This is a genomic window from Wolbachia endosymbiont of Cantharis cryptica (assembly GCF_964277405.1).
In the GTDB taxonomy this organism is placed as follows: domain Bacteria; phylum Pseudomonadota; class Alphaproteobacteria; order Rickettsiales; family Anaplasmataceae; genus Wolbachia.
On the sequence record NZ_OZ195521.1, the window covers coordinates 527910 to 544636 of the forward strand.

At 34.5% G+C, this 16727-nt stretch carries 15 protein-coding genes, 1 tRNA gene and 3 pseudogenes; 14 read left to right on the plus strand and 5 right to left on the minus strand.

Annotation, left to right across the window (positions count from 1 at the left end; all coding sequences use genetic code 11):
* Positions 1–231: 231 nt before the first annotated feature.
* From ACICP6_RS02535 to dapA, 6 genes are all read left to right on the plus strand, one after another.
* Positions 232–1671 carry a hypothetical protein gene (locus ACICP6_RS02535; RefSeq protein ID WP_395463485.1) on the plus strand — a complete coding sequence of 480 codons (1440 nt, stop codon included), beginning with the start codon at positions 232–234 and terminating at the stop codon, positions 1669–1671.
* 4 nt (positions 1672–1675) lie between these two features.
* Positions 1676–2284, plus strand: coding sequence for a hypothetical protein (locus tag ACICP6_RS02540; protein ID WP_395463486.1), 609 nt, complete (start codon positions 1676–1678; stop codon positions 2282–2284).
* Positions 2285–2288: 4 nt separating this feature from the next.
* Complete coding sequence (locus ACICP6_RS02545) at positions 2289–3104, plus strand: hypothetical protein (protein ID WP_395463487.1); 816 nt, start codon at positions 2289–2291, stop codon at positions 3102–3104.
* Positions 3105–3114: 10 nt separating this feature from the next.
* A tRNA-Arg gene (locus tag ACICP6_RS02550) sits at positions 3115–3188 on the plus strand.
* A gap of 67 nt (positions 3189–3255) precedes the next feature.
* Positions 3256–3729, plus strand: a complete 474-nt coding sequence (gene ssb, locus ACICP6_RS02555; RefSeq protein WP_395463488.1) for a single-stranded DNA-binding protein — start codon at positions 3256–3258, stop codon at positions 3727–3729.
* A gap of 9 nt (positions 3730–3738) precedes the next feature.
* Positions 3739–4659: a 4-hydroxy-tetrahydrodipicolinate synthase gene (gene dapA, locus ACICP6_RS02560; protein ID WP_395463489.1), complete on the plus strand. Its 921-nt coding sequence runs from the start codon at positions 3739–3741 to the stop codon at positions 4657–4659.
* Here the strand turns inward: dapA and ACICP6_RS02565 are convergent.
* The 4 genes and pseudogenes from ACICP6_RS02565 to ACICP6_RS02580 form a co-directional block, all read right to left on the minus strand.
* A complete protein-coding gene (locus ACICP6_RS02565) occupies positions 4652–4927 on the minus strand; it encodes a hypothetical protein (protein WP_395463490.1) in 276 nt (91 codons plus the stop codon). The genes dapA and ACICP6_RS02565 overlap by 8 nt on opposite strands.
* On the minus strand, positions 4908–5786 hold the full coding sequence (locus tag ACICP6_RS02570) for an IS3 family transposase (RefSeq protein ID WP_395463625.1): 879 nt from the start codon (positions 5784–5786) through the stop codon (positions 4908–4910). Before ACICP6_RS02570 ends, ACICP6_RS02565 begins: the two co-directional genes overlap by 20 nt.
* 13 nt (positions 5787–5799) lie before the next feature.
* Positions 5800–6063, minus strand: coding sequence for a transposase (locus ACICP6_RS02575; protein WP_395462617.1), 264 nt, complete (start codon positions 6061–6063; stop codon positions 5800–5802).
* Between the two features lie 58 nt (positions 6064–6121).
* Positions 6122–6738: pseudogene (locus tag ACICP6_RS02580) on the minus strand (transposase family protein); the annotation flags it as partial.
* A 182-nt stretch (positions 6739–6920) separates the two neighbouring features.
* Here ACICP6_RS02580 and ACICP6_RS02585 point away from each other — a divergent pair.
* The 6 genes and pseudogenes from ACICP6_RS02585 to ACICP6_RS02610 all read left to right on the plus strand — a co-directional run.
* Positions 6921–8093, plus strand: coding sequence for an NADH-quinone oxidoreductase subunit D (locus ACICP6_RS02585; protein ID WP_395463491.1), 1173 nt, complete (start codon positions 6921–6923; stop codon positions 8091–8093).
* A 608-nt stretch (positions 8094–8701) separates the two neighbouring features.
* Positions 8702–9737: pseudogene (locus ACICP6_RS02590) on the plus strand (IS256 family transposase); the annotation flags it as partial.
* An 84-nt stretch (positions 9738–9821) separates the two neighbouring features.
* Positions 9822–9974 carry a transposase gene (locus ACICP6_RS02595; protein ID WP_395463157.1) on the plus strand — a complete coding sequence of 51 codons (153 nt, stop codon included), beginning with the start codon at positions 9822–9824 and terminating at the stop codon, positions 9972–9974.
* Positions 9967–10095 carry a hypothetical protein gene (locus tag ACICP6_RS02600; protein ID WP_395463024.1) on the plus strand — a complete coding sequence of 43 codons (129 nt, stop codon included), beginning with the start codon at positions 9967–9969 and terminating at the stop codon, positions 10093–10095. The genes ACICP6_RS02595 and ACICP6_RS02600 overlap by 8 nt, the downstream gene beginning before the upstream one ends.
* A gap of 73 nt (positions 10096–10168) precedes the next feature.
* A complete protein-coding gene (locus ACICP6_RS02605; protein WP_395463025.1) occupies positions 10169–10411 on the plus strand; it encodes a hypothetical protein in 243 nt (80 codons plus the stop codon).
* 130 nt (positions 10412–10541) lie between these two features.
* A pseudogene (locus tag ACICP6_RS02610) lies at positions 10542–10709 on the plus strand (IS256 family transposase); the annotation flags it as partial.
* On the opposite strand, the gene ACICP6_RS02615 reads toward ACICP6_RS02610, so the two are convergent.
* Positions 10650–12242, minus strand: a complete 1593-nt coding sequence (locus tag ACICP6_RS02615; protein WP_395463492.1) for a hypothetical protein — start codon at positions 12240–12242, stop codon at positions 10650–10652. The pseudogene ACICP6_RS02610 and the gene ACICP6_RS02615 sit on opposite strands and share 60 nt — an antisense overlap.
* A 987-nt stretch (positions 12243–13229) precedes the next feature.
* Here ACICP6_RS02615 and ACICP6_RS02620 point away from each other — a divergent pair.
* Both ACICP6_RS02620 and ACICP6_RS02625 read left to right on the plus strand, forming a co-directional pair.
* The gene (locus tag ACICP6_RS02620) at positions 13230–14519 is read left to right on the plus strand and encodes a Na+/H+ antiporter NhaC family protein (protein ID WP_395463493.1); all 1290 of its coding nucleotides are present in this window, start codon (positions 13230–13232) and stop codon (positions 14517–14519) included.
* Positions 14520–15903: 1384 nt separating this feature from the next.
* Positions 15904–16693 (plus strand): IS5 family transposase gene (locus tag ACICP6_RS02625; RefSeq protein ID WP_395463494.1). Its coding sequence is split into 2 segments (ribosomal slippage): positions 15904–16164 and positions 16166–16693, totalling 789 coding nucleotides; the frame shifts between segments, so codons are not numbered across the junction.
* Positions 16694–16727: the final 34 nt, after the last annotated feature.

The window sequence follows — 16727 nt, forward strand, 5'->3', positions numbered from 1 at the left end:
ATTAATGCAATACTAATAATAATATAGATTAATATTTTATGTCAATCAAAATTGTAAAATAAATTTTCTTAATTTTGTTATATAAATAGATTAATATTAGTACTAAGTTCATCAAAAAATTATAATATAAATAATGTTACTATGGAAATTTGTAACAATATTTCCCTATAACGTTTAATGAATTTCAATAAATTGCTTTTTTAATTCTGGATGGATATACGCTCTGTTAATATGTTTAGTTCAAAATCCAAAAGTAAGTTCATGCTTTCTATTGGAGAAGAAGGTACAATATTACTGTATTTCAAAAATAACACTTTAAATAAAAGGTATTTTGTTAAGGACAAGAATGATAAAGCAGTGTCTGATTTAAATTCATGTCTTTCATCCGATAAAAAAGCACCTTTATACCTGGTGCTCAATCACGCAGATCAAAATTATTCGTTACAGTCTATTCCAAGAGTAAATAAGATTAGCGCCTATCTATCAGTAAAAGCAAAGAGGGAGCACTTTACTCGCAATAACGATATAAGCTCAGTTTTTTTGGTTGAGAAACCAAACAAATTTAATCAAAACTGGTGTTATCTTCTTGTTTCATCAAAAGCAAAGCATTTAGTGGAATATTGGTTGAGTGTATTTATTGAGATAGGCTCTAACTTTAAGGGAATATTAATGTTTCCTATCGAAATAAACAATATGGCAAAAAAGGTTTTTTATAAAGATCCTAATAATTGGAAAATTATAGTTGCTGCAACCAAAACTGGAGGTTATAGACAAGTAGTTCTTAAAGAGAACAAAATGGTATTTACGCGTTTAGTACCATTTACTAACGATAATTTACCAGGAATTATTGCAGGTGGAATATATCAGGAAGTGCAAAATACCATTCGATCTTTAACTAAGTTTGGTTTAAAAAAAAATGACCCTATCGACCTTTGCATGGTAGTATCGGAAGATATTAAGACTAGCTTATCAGTCATAAATTTTTCAGAGAATAGCGTGAGCATATTAACTCCATATGAGTTAGGTAAATTATTAGGATCAGAATTAGCTGTAAGTGAAAAAGACATTTTCTGTGATGCCATAATCTTGTTTCACAGTTTTAAGAATAAGCCAACAGCTATTTTCAATACAAAAGAAACTAAAGAATTTTATCTATTAAATTACCTTTATTTAAACTCTTCTCGAATTTTTCTGTACTTTGCTTCAATTTTAATTGTAATCAACATCCTTTGTTTGATAAATTTGCATTCGAATTTTAATGTTGCTGGTAATTTATCAGCAAAAAAGGAAGCCTTAGATAATCAATTAATAAAACTCAGCAAAAGTTATAATGTGAAAAAAATAGATGAAGTTTACGATTTTATTAACATCAATAACATTTTATCTAAAATGGAATATTCTCCTCTTACGCAAGTTAAGTATGTAGAAAGATTGAAAGTACCGGGCATAGAGCTTCAATCATTTGAGTGGAATTATAATGAGGCAAAAAATTATATTACCACAACTTTAAGGTTTAATTTTCAACCTAGTAAAGATGTTTTTCATCAATACGAGGAACTACAAAAAAAATTAAACAATAATTTTCGTACTTACGACGTTAATATTTCTAGCTTGCCTGCCGCTGAAGAGCAAAATATATCTATTGATGTTAAAATAGGAGAGGCTATGTAAGCTAATGACCATTTTTCAGCTAAAAAGAAGAGTTGCAATTCAGCTTATATTATATTTATTATTGTCTATTGGATTAATAGGGCTATTAACGTATATTGTTGTTTATGATAAAAAAGTCTATGATAAAAACCAAAATGTCATTGATGGAATACGTTCTATTCATTTACAAATCACTGAAGTTCAAAAAAAGGAAGTTGTTTTAAATAAAAATCTAGATTTATGGAAAAAAATTTCCTCTTCAAACTTACATAGCAGTAGATACATTGCAAATTTAAATTTCGAGCTTAGCAAGTTATATAAAAAATACTACATATTAAAACCTGAAATATCAATTTCTATACCTGAGGAAGTTGAGTTACAAAATAAAAGTGAACACACAAAAGTAATAAAAAGTGAAGTGGTCCTAAATTTAAGTTCAATCAGCGATAAACATATTTTTTTATTTCTACAGTCTATTCCAAGTCTACCTGGTTATGTTATGATTAAATCTCTTATTTTGAACAGAGAGAAAAATATTGATGCTGCAACTATGAATCAGATTTTAAATGGTAATATGATAGAGATAGTGAGAGCTAATATAGTTTTTGACTGGTATACTATATTAAACAGATGAAATAATGAAGATAAAGCTGTTTTTAATTTTTACTCTACTGTTTTTCAATGTTAACGCATATTGCAGTTGTGAAGATATTATAGAAAGCATAGAAAGTTGTAAAGAATATACTTGTCGACAATATATTGATAATGAAGACTTTATTGAGCATAAAATATTAGGATTAAACAGCAGAAATTTATGTGTATATATAGAAAAACAAGATAATGATGAAATGGTTTGCCATCATTCTAAGCATGGGATGATGATGGAGAAAAAATATTTCGAAAGTATTTTCAAAGTTGGCAATCAAGAAATCGATGATTTTATTGATATAGCGAATTTGCGTGCAAAGGAATGTTTCTTTATAAGCAATCAAAAAACAAGCTATACAAATCGGGATGACATAATAAAGGAAGCAGTAGAGAGTGACTTTGACGTCTTATCACAATACAATGATATAAAAAGCATTTTTTTTGATGAGGAATCAGTTAATAAAATGGTCAGTGAAATGGAAAAATTTAACTTACGGTCTTCAAGAGCTGCAAAAGAGAAGGCATTAGGTAATTTCAATTGTGAGGTAGTGAGACTGGACTCAATTTTATATCTTTCTCCAGACACATGGAAAATATGGGTAAATGGAAGGCTATTTACGAATGTCAAGGATTTAAAAGTTCATTCAGTAACTGAAAATTATGTAACTTTTATATGGACTGTAAATCAAAAAATGGCAAAAAAACAAACAAATAATTCTCAGAATGTATATTTTGGGCATGAGAGCGTTATGTTTACGCTTTATCCGAAACAAAAGTTTGACTTGAACAGCTTATCTATTAAATAACTTAATATATGCGCTTGTAGCTCAGTTGGATAGAGCGTTGCCCTCCGGAGGCAAAGGTCGTGGGTTCGAATCCCTCCAAGCGCACTTTTAATTAAATTTGACAATAGTATTTTCACATAAGATAATAAAGGGATTTATTTAGAACATAATAATGTCTGGTGGTACTATAAACAAAGTCATATTAGTTGGTAATTTAGGAAAAGACCCTGAAATTAGAACTATGCAAAATGGAAAAGAGATGGCGAGTTTTTCAATAGCCACATCTGAGAGTTGGACTGACAAATTTTCCGGTGCGCGCTCTGAAAAGACAGAGTGGCATAATATCGTAATTTTTAGTGAAGGATTAGTAAAAATCGTCAAAGATTTTGCGCGCAAAGGCAGTAAAGTTTATGTTGAAGGTGCTTTGAGAACTAGAAAGTGGACTGACCAAAATGGTAGTGAAAGATATACGACAGAGGTTGTGCTATATAATTTTAATAGCGCTCTTACTCTTTTGGATTCACGACCAAGTTCTGATTATAAATCAAATGAATACAAACAAAACGAAACAGAGCAAAAAGATAAGTACGAAAGTTTTGACAGTGAAGTAAAAGAAGAGCTAATCGACGACGAGATACCATTTTAATAACTTCACATGTTTTTATGGACTGCTTGTGTTACTCCCTTTAATTACAATGGGAATAGCGTAGATTATAGCAGTTTGCAACGTTTACTTACAATACAAGCTGAAGCTGAAAATGGTATAGTGTTGCTGGGTAGCACAGGTGAAGGCCTATCTCTTACTGGTTCTGAAAAACGCGAGTTAGTTGAATTTGTATGTAGATTAAAATTAAATACGAAAATTATAATTGGCGTACCAGGAGTGAATCTACATCAGACTCTTGAATGGCTTGACTTTTGCAAGGATATGCCTATTCACGGCTATCTAATGACAACCCCCATTTATACAAAGCCTGGAATCATGGGGCAGACTTTATGGTTTGAAAAGCTACTTGAGAAAGCACATGTGCCAGCTATGCTCTATAATATTCCATCAAGAGCAGGAGTGAATCTTCATGCTGAAACTGTGCGTAACTTATCCAGCCACGGAAAATTTTGGGCTATCAAAGATTCAAGTGGAAGCGTTGATACTTTAGCTCAGTATAAGAAAGTTGCACCAAATATTGAGGTATTTTGTGGAGATGATGATATGATACTTAATATGGCTGCTAGGGGTGCAGCTGGTCTGGTTTCTGTTGCTGCCAACGTTTGGCCACGTGTAGTGCATGAATATGTTAAGCAATGTCTACTATCATTCCAGCGCGTGACTAGAAAAAAAACAATTACTCAAATGACAGGAAATGACATGAAAGGTTTAACAGATATCTGGCAACAAGCTTGCAAAGCTCTATTTATTGCCAGCAACCCAATACCTACTAAAGCACTTTTGCATGATATTGGGCTCATAGAACACAAAACTGTCCGCCTACCACTCAGCACAGAAGACTTACCTTCTGTTGAGAAATTGAGGCAAGTCAATAAAATGATTCTTGGATGGAAAGAACTGACTAATTAGTAGGACAAGGACTACGACCAGTACCATCAACTTTCACACTGCTGTCAACTGAGCTACCTGGTGGTGTTGGTGGAGAAGAAGAGCGTTCAGTTATTGCACTTATTAAAAGTTGCACAACAACTGTGTTTGCTATTAGAGTTGAAATAGTTATAGCTATAGGTGATGTAACACCAAGAGCAACTAAGCCTGCTCCAACTCCAAAACTGACCTTACCCAGAAAAAGTAGAGAGGAAGTTAAGCCATTTTTATTATGAAAATGATGAATCAAATTTCTCAGGAATGCAATAATTAATAGTAGAATGTCTACGCTGTTTGTTATAAAAAATTTCTATGTACTCAAATATAGCAGTTCTAGTTTGCTGAGCAGAGTGTTGCGAAGTATCAATAAGAAGCTCCCGTTTGAGTGAGCTGAAAAAGCTTTCAACAACAGAGTTGTCATAACAACAGCCTGTGTGACTCATGCTGGAAATGATGTTTTTTGTGTTCAGCAAAAACTGATAATTTTTAGAGGTATATTGTGAACCTTGATCACTATGAAATAGCAGATCTTTGGCTGGTTTGCGCTTATCAACAGCCATCAATAAAGCATCTATAACTAATCGCTTAGTTATTGTACTACTCATTGACCAGCCAACTACCATACGTGAATATAGATCAATTATTGCTGCCAAATATAGCCATCCATCCTTAGTTTTTATGTATGTAATATCAGTTACCCATACTTTATTTGGCTGACTAGTAGTAAAGTTTTGGTCCAATATATTGGGAGTTATAACCCTATTGTCAGTCTGCTGTTTTTTGCTTTTGAATCTTCGCCTCAGTCTAGCTTGAATACCATTTTTTTGCATGATATCCTGCACTGTTTTGATGTTGCAATTTTTACCTAAAGCCTTTAGTTCAGCATGAATCTTAGGTGCCCCATATCTACAATTAGATGCTTGGTATATTTTTTGAATGTCTGCTAGAAGCTGCTCCCTTGTTAATTCTTTGCTGCTTTTCTTCTTACTAGTCCATTTGTAGTAGCCGCTAGCAGATACTTTCAAAATCCTGCATAACTCCTGTACTTTATAGTAGTTTCCATGCTTTTTGATAAATAAATATTTTACTCTTTGTGACTTGCAAAATATCCCAGGGCTTTTTTTAAATGTCTCTTTCTCTAGTAACTCTTGTTAGTTCTTTCTTTAATTCAAACTTTTCTTTATCACATGGTGCCAACTTTCCCTTACCAGGAAATGCTTCTTCTATTGATCCTTTTTCGTTATATTTTTTTATCCAGTCACTTAGTGTACTGTTATCTATTCCTAAATCTTTAGCTATTTTGCTTGCTGACTGCCCCGTTTCCTTTACCAACTTTATTGCCTCTAATTTAAATTCCACTGTGTAATTTTTTCTGTTCTTTACCATAATAAGCCCTCATAATCATGTTTTATTTTACTTCAAAAATGGCTTAACTTCCTCTCTACTTTTTCTGGGTAAGGTCAATTTTTTGCATTCCTCTGTAGCCGGCATCAGCTAAGATTTTAGTTTCCGGCAATATTGCTACCTTTGATTCCCTAAATATCCGAAAATCGTGTTTCCTACCTTTCGAGAAAGATGTACATATTACTTTTTTACTCTTCTTCTCTGCTACTACTTGCGTTTTTATAGTATGCCTTTTTTTCTTTCCAGAGTAGAAGCATTTTTGCTTTTTTTTGGCCTCTCTACTGGTGTTTCAGTTCCATCTATTACCAAAACTTCATATTCTACATTACCCTTTAATAGCTCTTTTTTTCCCGGTAATGAAAAATCTGGATGTTTTATTAGCGTGTCTTCTACCCATCTTATTATTTTGAAACAGTTACTTTCACTCATGCCATAACTTTGACCAATGTGGAAATACGTTCGATATTCCCTCATATATTCTAATGCCATAAGCAACCTATCTTCTACGCAAAGTTTGCTTTTTCTTCCACTTCTAGCTTTTTTTCTTTTATCCTCCTCATCCAAAATTTCCACCATTCGCTTAAATGTTCCCTTTTTTTCCCCTGTTAAGCGCCTAAATTTCTTTCCTTCCAACTTTTCTATTTCTTTATATCTCATACCTTAAAATATCTGATTTTATACTTCTTTTCCCTTGTTTGCCAATTTTGAAAGAAGTCTATTGATGTAATCCTTCATTATTACATAATGTTGCAACCAATGTCAATTATATAACTGAGGGTTTTTAATTGACTTTTAACGCACTTCAGCCTATACAATTCTAATATCTTAAACTATCAGACATGCCCGATCTAAAGACAATGATGTTAAATTTTGGCCCTCAGCATCCAGCTGCACATGGAGTGCTCCGTCTTGTTTTAGAGATGGATGGTGAAGTGATTGAAAGGGCTGATCCTCATATTGGGCTTTTGCATCGTGGCACTGAAAAATTAATAGAACATAAAACGTATCTTCAAGCCTTGCCTTATTTTGATCGCCTTGATTATGTATCACCAATGTCACAAGAACATGCGTATTCGCTATGTGTGGAGAAATTGTTGCAATGTGAAGTTCCAATTAGAGCAAAATATTTGCGTGTTTTGTTTTGTGAGCTTACAAGGATACTAAATCATTTACTGAATGTCTCTTCTCAAGCACTTGATGTTGGTGCAATGACTCCTCTTTTATGGCTCTTTGAGGAAAGAGAAAAAATACTGGAATTTTACGAAAGAGCGTCAGGTGCAAGGTTTCACGCAGCTTACATCAGGCCAGGTGGAATTGCAGCAGATGTTCCAGAAGGTTTGATTGAGGATATTGCAAAGTTTATAGAGCAATTTCCAAAGTATATAGATGATGTTGACGAGCTTTTAACAGAAAATAGGATATGGAAGCAACGTACTGTGGGAATCAGTGAAATATCGATCAAACAAGCACTTGATTGGGGCTTTAGTGGCCCAATGCTGCGTGCTGCTGGGCTCGCTTGGGATTTGCGAAAAAGCCAGCCATATGAGATATATGATCAACTGGATTTTGATATACCTATTGGCCAAAATGGCGATTGTTATGACCGTTATTTAGTTAGAATGGCAGAGATTAGGCAGTCTATTAGCTTGGTGAAGCAGTGCATAGAGAAAATGCCTGAAGGGCCAGTAAAAACTGAAGATAGAAAAATTTCTCCACCGCCAAGAGGAGAGATGGAAAGATCTATGGAGGCTGTGATTCATCATTTTAAACTTTATTCGGAAGGATATCATGTGCCAGAAGGTGAGGTTTATGCGGCTGTTGAGGCGCCAAAAGGCGAGTTTGGAGTATATATAGTTTCAGATGGTACCAATAGACCTTATAGATGCCGAATAAGAGCGCCTGGTTTTGCACATTTACAAGCCTTAGACTTTATGGCAAAAGGACACATGCTTGCCGATATTGCAGCAATTATTGGTTCACTCGATATAGTTTTTGGTGAGATTGATAGGTAAATTTTTAGCTATAGCTAACTACAAGCAGGGTTAAACATTTTTATTATCCTGTGGCTTGAGTTTTGAAGAAAATTGGAAACAAATTGACAATTTATAACCGTGGATACCTGCAATCAGATTGAACGTCAGACCAAAGTGTTTTTTTTAATAGACCTCTTGCATAACTTAAAAAAAGGCAAAAGAAACCCTAGTCACTGTCTATTTTCTGTATTGGCGTTTTTATTCTATAGCTAAAGTGACTTAGGTTTACCGACAACCGTCATTCCGCGGCGCTAACGCGTAGCGGAATGACGTAGCTTGCTTGGGTTAGCTATAGAAAGGGTAGGGAGCTATATTAGCTCATCAGGGAAGTGATAATAATCTGATAAGTGATGGTTATTTGTGCTAATATCATGACTTAGCTCATTAGCATCAAACTTAAACAAAGAAAGATTATCATCAGATTGTCGATCAGGTTCTTCCTCTTTAGATCTAAATAACCATGAAAAGAATGATGAAATAGATCCAACAATATATTCAATCGCTGAAAAAATAATGGGAGTGTTAAATAAACTGTGTCAAACCGAAAAAAAAGTAATAAATTGATATAAAAAAATGGAGGTTTGACAATGAGTCAAAAAATAGCAAACAGAACTACCGGTTTGGTAGATTATAAAGAATTAGAAACAAACATCTTGTCGTCTATACGAGAAGGTAGACCGTTGACAGGAAGGGATGGAGCATTAACACCATTTATAAAAAAGCTGCTGGAAGCGAGCCTGGAAGGTGAAATAGAAAATCATCTATCAAATGAAGATGAAGAAAACAACCGAAGGAATGGGAGAAATTCGAAGACTCTACGCACAAGTGCAGGATCGTTTGAGTTGTTAACGCCAAGGAAGGAAGTTTTGAACCCCAAATAGTCAAAAAAAGGCAGACAAACTTACATCCAGAGCTTGAAACGAAGATTTTGAGCACATTCGCCAGTGGCATGGGATATAGCATCCCATGTAGAGGAAATTTATGATCACAAAATATCTGCAGCAGAGATATCAAGTATTACTACTGCCTATAATCAATGAATGGCGTAGTCGTCCACTGCAATCAGTATATCCGATAGTATTCATGGTTTTTTAAGGTCAAGGAAGACGGGCATTGCGTAAGTAAATGCATGTACAATATATTGGGCATAGACCAAAATGGTAAAAAAGAAGTACTGGGCTTTTACTTAGCTGAAAGTGAAGGAGCTAACTTCTGGTTGAAATAATCTAAAAGAAAGAGGAGTAGAAGATATCCTTATTGCCTGTGTTGATGGGCTAAAAAGCTTTCCTGCAGCGATAAATAGTGTATTTCCTAAAGCAGAGGTACAGCTATGTGTGGTGCATCAGATACGCAATTCTCTGAAATATGTATCTAGCAAAGATGTAAAGATTTTCATGAGTGATTTAAAAAAAGTATATCAGGCTTCAAGTAGAGAAATTGCCGAGAATTATTTGCTTGAGCTGGAAGAAAAATGGGGAGAAAAGTATCCTCTAGTTGTAAAATCCTGGCAGAACAATTGGGAAAACTTATCCGGTTATTTCAAGTATTCTGGTCCAGTTAGGAGACTAATTTATACCTATTGAGGGACTACATAGGCAGATCAGAAAATTTACTAAAACTAAGAACCTGTCTTGAAAAGAAATGAAGGAAGGAGTATGATGAGGTAGGTTGAAAAATAGGAGGTAAAATTGTATCCAAGCGATGTAAGTGATAAGAATTTTGGAGCCACATGTTGCACAAGGAGCGATAGGGAGACCAAGGAAGCACAATATCAGAGCAATTATTAATGCAATAAGGTATATAATGAGAGGTGGTTGCCAGTCTGCCAAAAGATTTTCCGCCATGGAAGACAGTGTATGACTACTTTCTCAGGTGGCGTAATAATGGCAGATTGGAAAAAATACACGATATGCTAGTAAAAGAGGTAAGAAAAGTGGTTGGCAAAAATGAAACACCTTCAGTAGGAATAATTAGTCAGTGAAAACGACTCAAAAAGGGGATCCAGAGAATATGATGCTGGCAAAAAAATAAAGGGTAGAAAACGCCACATCATTGTGGATACTATAGGTCTTGTAATTACTGCTGAAGTACACAGTGCAAGTGTTCAAGATCGTGATGGTGCTCTAGACCTTTTTATTCGAGCTAAAGAAAAAGCTCCAAGGTTACAGAAGTTTTTTGCTGATCAAGGATACAAAGGTAAATTGCAAAACCGCTGTTTATTGGAGACAGGATGTTTATTAACGATCACCAAAAAAGCGGTAGATGTTACAGGATTTCAAGTTATTCCTAAACGTTGAACGAACTTTTGCTTGGCTCTCCAATTTTAGACGCATGAGCAAAGATTATTCCTCTTACTTCAAAAACCAATATCTTCTTCAATATGATTACTTCTATGCTTACTAAATTAGCTACTTGAGTCCTTTCAAGACAGGTTCTAAGGGCTCATTTACTAATACAAATGCCTTGTATAAACAGGTGTATTGTGCTATAAAAAAGGCAGAGCAAAATTGGACTATGGCTATACCCAATTGGGCTTTAACTATATCTCAACTTGATATTTTCTTTCCTACTAGATTGAAAATTGAGTTGAATTAAAAATGCGGTTTGACACAGTTTATTTAACACTCCCAAAATAATATTTGATAAGAAGTTACTGGGTTGCTGAGTATCCTCTTCAGGTTCTTTTCTTGGTTCAGGTTCTTTTTCTGGTTTTGGATCTGTTTCATCCACATCTTGTTCAGGTTTACTTCTGCTTATAAGTGTCTTATCTAACCGTTTGGATATATTCTTTTCGTAGTTATAAAAATGCATTTTATTTATGTTATTATTTTCGTCAACATAAATCAATAAAGTTGTATTCCCATCCCCCAATCCATCACATTCGCCAACGAGCGATTCATGAGAATTCTTAATGTCTTTGATAAATTGAAGTTTTTCTTCTTCTGAAAGGTCCTTGCGGTATATACTAAAAGTTGTACCTTTGTATTGAAAACTAAACATCGATTCATAGTCTTTATATTCATCTACTAGTTCATGAATATTCTTGACATGTTGTATAAATTGAAGTTTTTCTTCTTCTGAAAGGTCCTTGCGGTATATACTAAAAGTTGTACCTTTGTATTTAAGTTTCAACATCGATCCACGATCTTCATATTCATCTACTAGTTCATGAATATTTCTGGCATTTTGTATAATTTGAAATTTTTCTTCTTCTGAAAGGTCCTTGCGGTATATACTAAAAGTTGTACCTTTGTATTTAAAACTAAACATCGATCCATGGTCTTCATATTCATCTACTAGTTCATGAATATTCTTGGCATTTTGTATAGCTTTAAATTTTTCTTCTTCTGAAAGGTTCTTGTGATATTTATAAAGTGTACCTTTATATTTAAATTGAAACATCCATCCACGGTCTTCATATTCATCTACACCCATTTGTTCGCAAATAGCTTTATTGTTTTTTTCTTCCACCTCTCGTCCAACGACATTTGCTATGAGTTCAGTATCCAGAATATGCAAAGTTTGGACTGTTACTGATGGTGAAAAACGTAATTGAAATAAGTGACCTAGCTCATGACCTAGAATAAAATCCATGGAATCTTGCTTATATGTCAGAATATTCTTATAATCTGTTACTCCCCGTGTAATATATCCTGGGCCACCATCTTCATTTATACCCAGAAGATCGTTATACTTTGTATAATCACTTCTGTTGTTGAAAATATAAATCGTTATATCATAACTTGCATTACTATTTTCCAAGCAAAACTTTTCTTTAAATGCTTCATAGGCAGTTTTAATATCCGTTTCTATTTGACTTTGTTCCTGCTCAGATAAGTTGTTGTATTTTATGGTACAATTTATATACCCGTATTTAACGATAAAGCTGTTAGGTAATACATCATGTATATCTGTGGGAGAATAATTGAATTGCTTTGACTCAGCTTCCTTATACAATTGATTCCTATATTTCTCAACAGAATACTTCGGCAGTATGGGTATCTTGGCAATTAAGTTTCCACTATTATCAAAAAAAGAAAAGTTTGTGCCATCACGTTTGCCACTTTGTATAGATTGCCCGCAAGTGCCATCATTTGCACAATCGTGACGATTTCTTGCTCCCTTCATCCTCACACCTCACTATTAAATCTTTAATATATTTAATATTCTAGTAAAAATCATAATAATCCATTAATTTATATTTCAGACTTATGAACTACTTGCAATTAGCCATGTACTTCAAAATATTGGCGTTTTTTATTCTAAACACTACGTGCTTTTAAGCTGCAACTAACCTTTAGCTATAAATATTAAGAAAATTTACTAAATAGAAAAAAAGGCAAAAGAAGCCCCGTGGTGGTTGGCTATTTACCATGTACTAAAATATCGGCGTTCTTTTTATTCTAAAACGCTTGATTAAGAGCGATTTAGCCACTTTTAATTTGCAGCTAACCTACACCGCAAGTGTTTTAAAAAATTTACTATACAGGAAAAAAGGCAAAAGATACCCAGGGTAGCTAGTATTCAAATTCTCCCTTGTCAATTTGACGTTTTTTGATGTCTTAAACGCTTTGTAAGCGCGTTTCAGCTTATATAGGTAAAAACCCAGAAGTTTTATAAAGACATGCGATGCACGTAGTGCGAAAAATTAAACATGAGACGCCAAATACCCTAAGTTTTTTGTCATTAACCTGCACAGATTGCGAAGATAAATAAATAGCTTCAGTACTATGATAAGATGGCTGGCGGAGTTTGTCAAGAAATTTCTTCCAACGCGCTGCCAAAAGTTTGTTATGCAAGAGGTCCAATGTCATCCCAGACACTCCACCTGTCATTCCAGCGCGTGACTAGATCTATTGTCAAGCAATAGGATGACATAAAACCCTATACTACCGGCACTTTTTCTTTTTTCGTTTCATCCACTTTAGTACTAGGTTTTAATATATCAGATGTAGTACACTAATATAAATGCACAACCTTTTATGTCATTTAGTTAAACAGATTAAATATAGAGTTTAAGAGTTTGCTGTTAACTTCCTACAGAACTAGCGAAAAACAAGTTCTTGCTTAAAACCACTGAACTAGTTATAGTTTCTGAGTTTTAAGTACAGTAAAATGACAGCTTTTGTTCCTCTAATTATCTTTTTAATTTTATATCTTGGAAGTGGTACTTATTTTTCTTTCATCGGAACTGATAATCCACTTCATCAAGTTTCGCCAGTAATCTGCTTATTACCAGCACTATTTTTTGCTGTCTCACGTGGTACAAATAAAATTCAGCATAACATCGATACTGTTATCGAGGGTATGGGTAACAAAAACACCCTTACTATGTGCTTGATTTTTCTATTTTCCGGAGCATTTTCCGCTGTTACTCAATCAATTGGTAGCGCAGATACTGTCGCTAACTTAATTCTTAATTTTCTTCCAGCAAGATTATTACTGCCTGGAATATTTTTGGTTTCTGCTTTGATTTCAACTGCAATTGGCACATCTATGGGAGTTGTTGCATTAATGGTACCAATAGCTGTTGACTTAGCGAAAAATGGAGCTTTTGGTCTTGAAATAGGAACTGCAACTGTGGTAGGTGGTGCTGTATTTGGTGATAACCTCTCGATGATATCTGATACTACTATTGCATCTGTTTCTTCACAAGGAGCTACAATAAAGGATAAACTTAAAGTGAACTCTAAAGTAGCGTTTATTGCCAGCATTATAACACTTGTCTACCTAGCAGTTACTTCAAATAGTATAAAAATTGTTCCTACATCAAATTTAGATTATTTATCAATAATAAAAGTTATTCCTTATATTTCTCTAATAGTCATGGGGCTGTGTGAAGTGAGCACTCTAGTAACAATAACTGTAAACATAATTATTGCTGGTGTTCTAGGGATAACTTTTTTTGATTATGCTATCATTCAATACCCTCACGATATATATAGTGGTTTTAAAAAAGTAAACGAAATAGTGATATTTGCTTTATTTATTGGTGGTCTAAGCCATATAATGTATAAACAAGGTCAAAAAGCGTTACATGCACTCATTGATAGAAGTAATATCACAAAAACTAAAGCTGAGTTTGCTATAGTAGGGATAGCATCTATGTTTACTATTTTAGTTGCTAATAATACCATTGCTATTTTACTAAGTGGTGGTATTGCAAAAAGGCTTGCACAAAAACACGATATTGCACCATACCGTAGTGCCTACTTATTAGATACTTTTGCTTGCATTATAAAAGGGATCTTGCCTTATGGCTCTCAACTACTGCTAGCAGGTAGCATAGCTTCTGTATCACCTGTTTCCTTATTAACAAAAGTATATTATTGCTTTATTTTAGCAACAGTTACAATAGGTGAAATAATCATCAACGGCAGGAAAGAGAAACGTTGTCGGTCGTAGCTTAGAGAGTTTCTCTTTATGTTACCTTCAGTGCGTTTTATAAGAAACGGAATTACTTGACAAACTCCGCCAATCCTCTTATCATGATAGTAAGGGTATTTCTGACTCAAAACTTGTTTTTGACCTGCAGGCTCAATGACAAAATTCAGTAAAAAACTCAGGGTATTTTTTGGCGGATTACATAAAATTATGGCGGCTGCATGTCTTTTAAATTTTTTCTACATTCAGCCAAATCGCGCTTATATTAAGCGTTAGCACATTATTACAGCGCCACTTACAGTAATAGAGAGTCAAAACTCGCACCACGGGGCTTCTTTTGCCTTTTTTTACTTGGTAAATTTCTTAAATATTTTCTTAAATTTTATAGCTAAGCGACAACCGCTGCTTGTTAGCGGGATCTAGAGATACCGCGGCGGTATGACGTAGCTTGCTTGGTTAGCTATAGATCCCAGTGTCACGCACTGGGATGACAAAAAAAAGGGCACTGGGATGACAAAAGGAAGGAGCGCTGGAATGACATCATAGGGATACTGCCATTATAGAGTGAACCAGTGTCAGCTACTCGGATGACGAGAAAGAAGCGTTAGCGCCGCGGCGGTATGACCTTGGGTTAGCTATAGATCCCAGTGTCACGCACTGGGATGACAAAAAAAAGGGCACTGGGATGATAAAAGGAAGGAGCGCTGGGATGACATCATAGGGATACTGCCATTATAGAGTGAACCAGTGTCAGCTACTCGGATGACGAGAAAGAAGCGTTAGTGCCGCGGCGGTATGACCTTGGGTTAGCTATGGCATTATGTATAAATTAGAATTGTTGATGTTCTCCTTGTACAGCGCGTATAAACATAAAGATGATAAACTTTTTATAAGTGCTGAAAATGGTTGTATTATTTAGGTTCTTAATAGAATACATTGCTAAATTAACAGTAATTCATTTGAGAACAGCAAAGAAAAATCAGAATAAGTTTATAGCAAAAACGGAATTTAAAAATCTTTTTTGTCAATGAATTATACGACCTTTACAAGCGCTGACTTTAGCTTAAAAAAACACAAACTGTGTGGTTCATAGATCTCTTGTTAATTTTTTGGCACGCATTTTTCCACTCTTATTTTTTGAAGCATTCAAAACCTTCCATTCAACTGAAGAGTATCTTGAGATACATACAAAATTGACTCTCTACTTCACTTGTTGGTTTTATGGAAGGAATTATATTTAGATACTAAAAGTAGTACAAATATACACATAGGCTTATAATGCAGTTTATATTACTTATTGTGTATATAAAAATGTTGACAGCTGATAGTTGTTGGGTATAAGAACCTGTTTAAAATCTCGAAAGGATAAGGTAAAATAGGGGTAGATTAAGAATGAGGTATATCTATGCGAAAAAGTTATCCAAGTGATATAAGTCGAGAGCAATTTGAAAAAATCAAACCAATTCTGGAGAGTAGCAGGAGGAAAACAAAACCAAGAAAACTTGATTTATATGATGTATTTTGTACAGTATTATACGTCCTAAAAAGTGGTTGCCAGTGGAGGATGTTGCCAAAAGATTTTCCAAGGTGGGAGAGCATATATTATTATTTTCAAATGTGGAATAAAAAGGATGGAGAAGAACCAAGTTTGTTGGAATTAGTCTTAAAAAAAATTAGTTGGAGAGGTCCGTATCAACAATGGTCGGAAAGAGAAAACCAGTTTCTGCATAATTGATGCTCAAAGCGTTAAAAACGCAGATACTGCTGAAAGAAAGGGTTATGATGCAGGTAAAAAGATTTCAGGTATAAAGCGTCATATCGCAGTTGATACACAGGGCTTGCCACATGCAATTCATATAACAACGGCAGAAGCAACTGATCGTAGCAGTGCTGTAAAAATGGTGGGAAATGCTAAAGAAAACCTCTCTGAAGTCAAAAATATACTCGTTGATGCTGGCTATACAGGAGAAAATTTTGCAACACAAATAAAAGTAACTATTGGTGCAGCTGTTGAGGTAATAAAACGAAGCGAATTACATACCTTTGCTGTATTGCCAAAAAGATGGGTTGTGGAGCGATCTTTTGCTTGGTTGGAAAAATGCAGGCGATTGTGGAAAAACTGTGAGCGAAAACTCAATACTAGCTTACAAATGATCGTTCTTTCCTTCGTTTCTCTCTTATTGCGAAGATTTTAAACAGGTTCTAATACAGCCAGTTAGATCGAGAGGG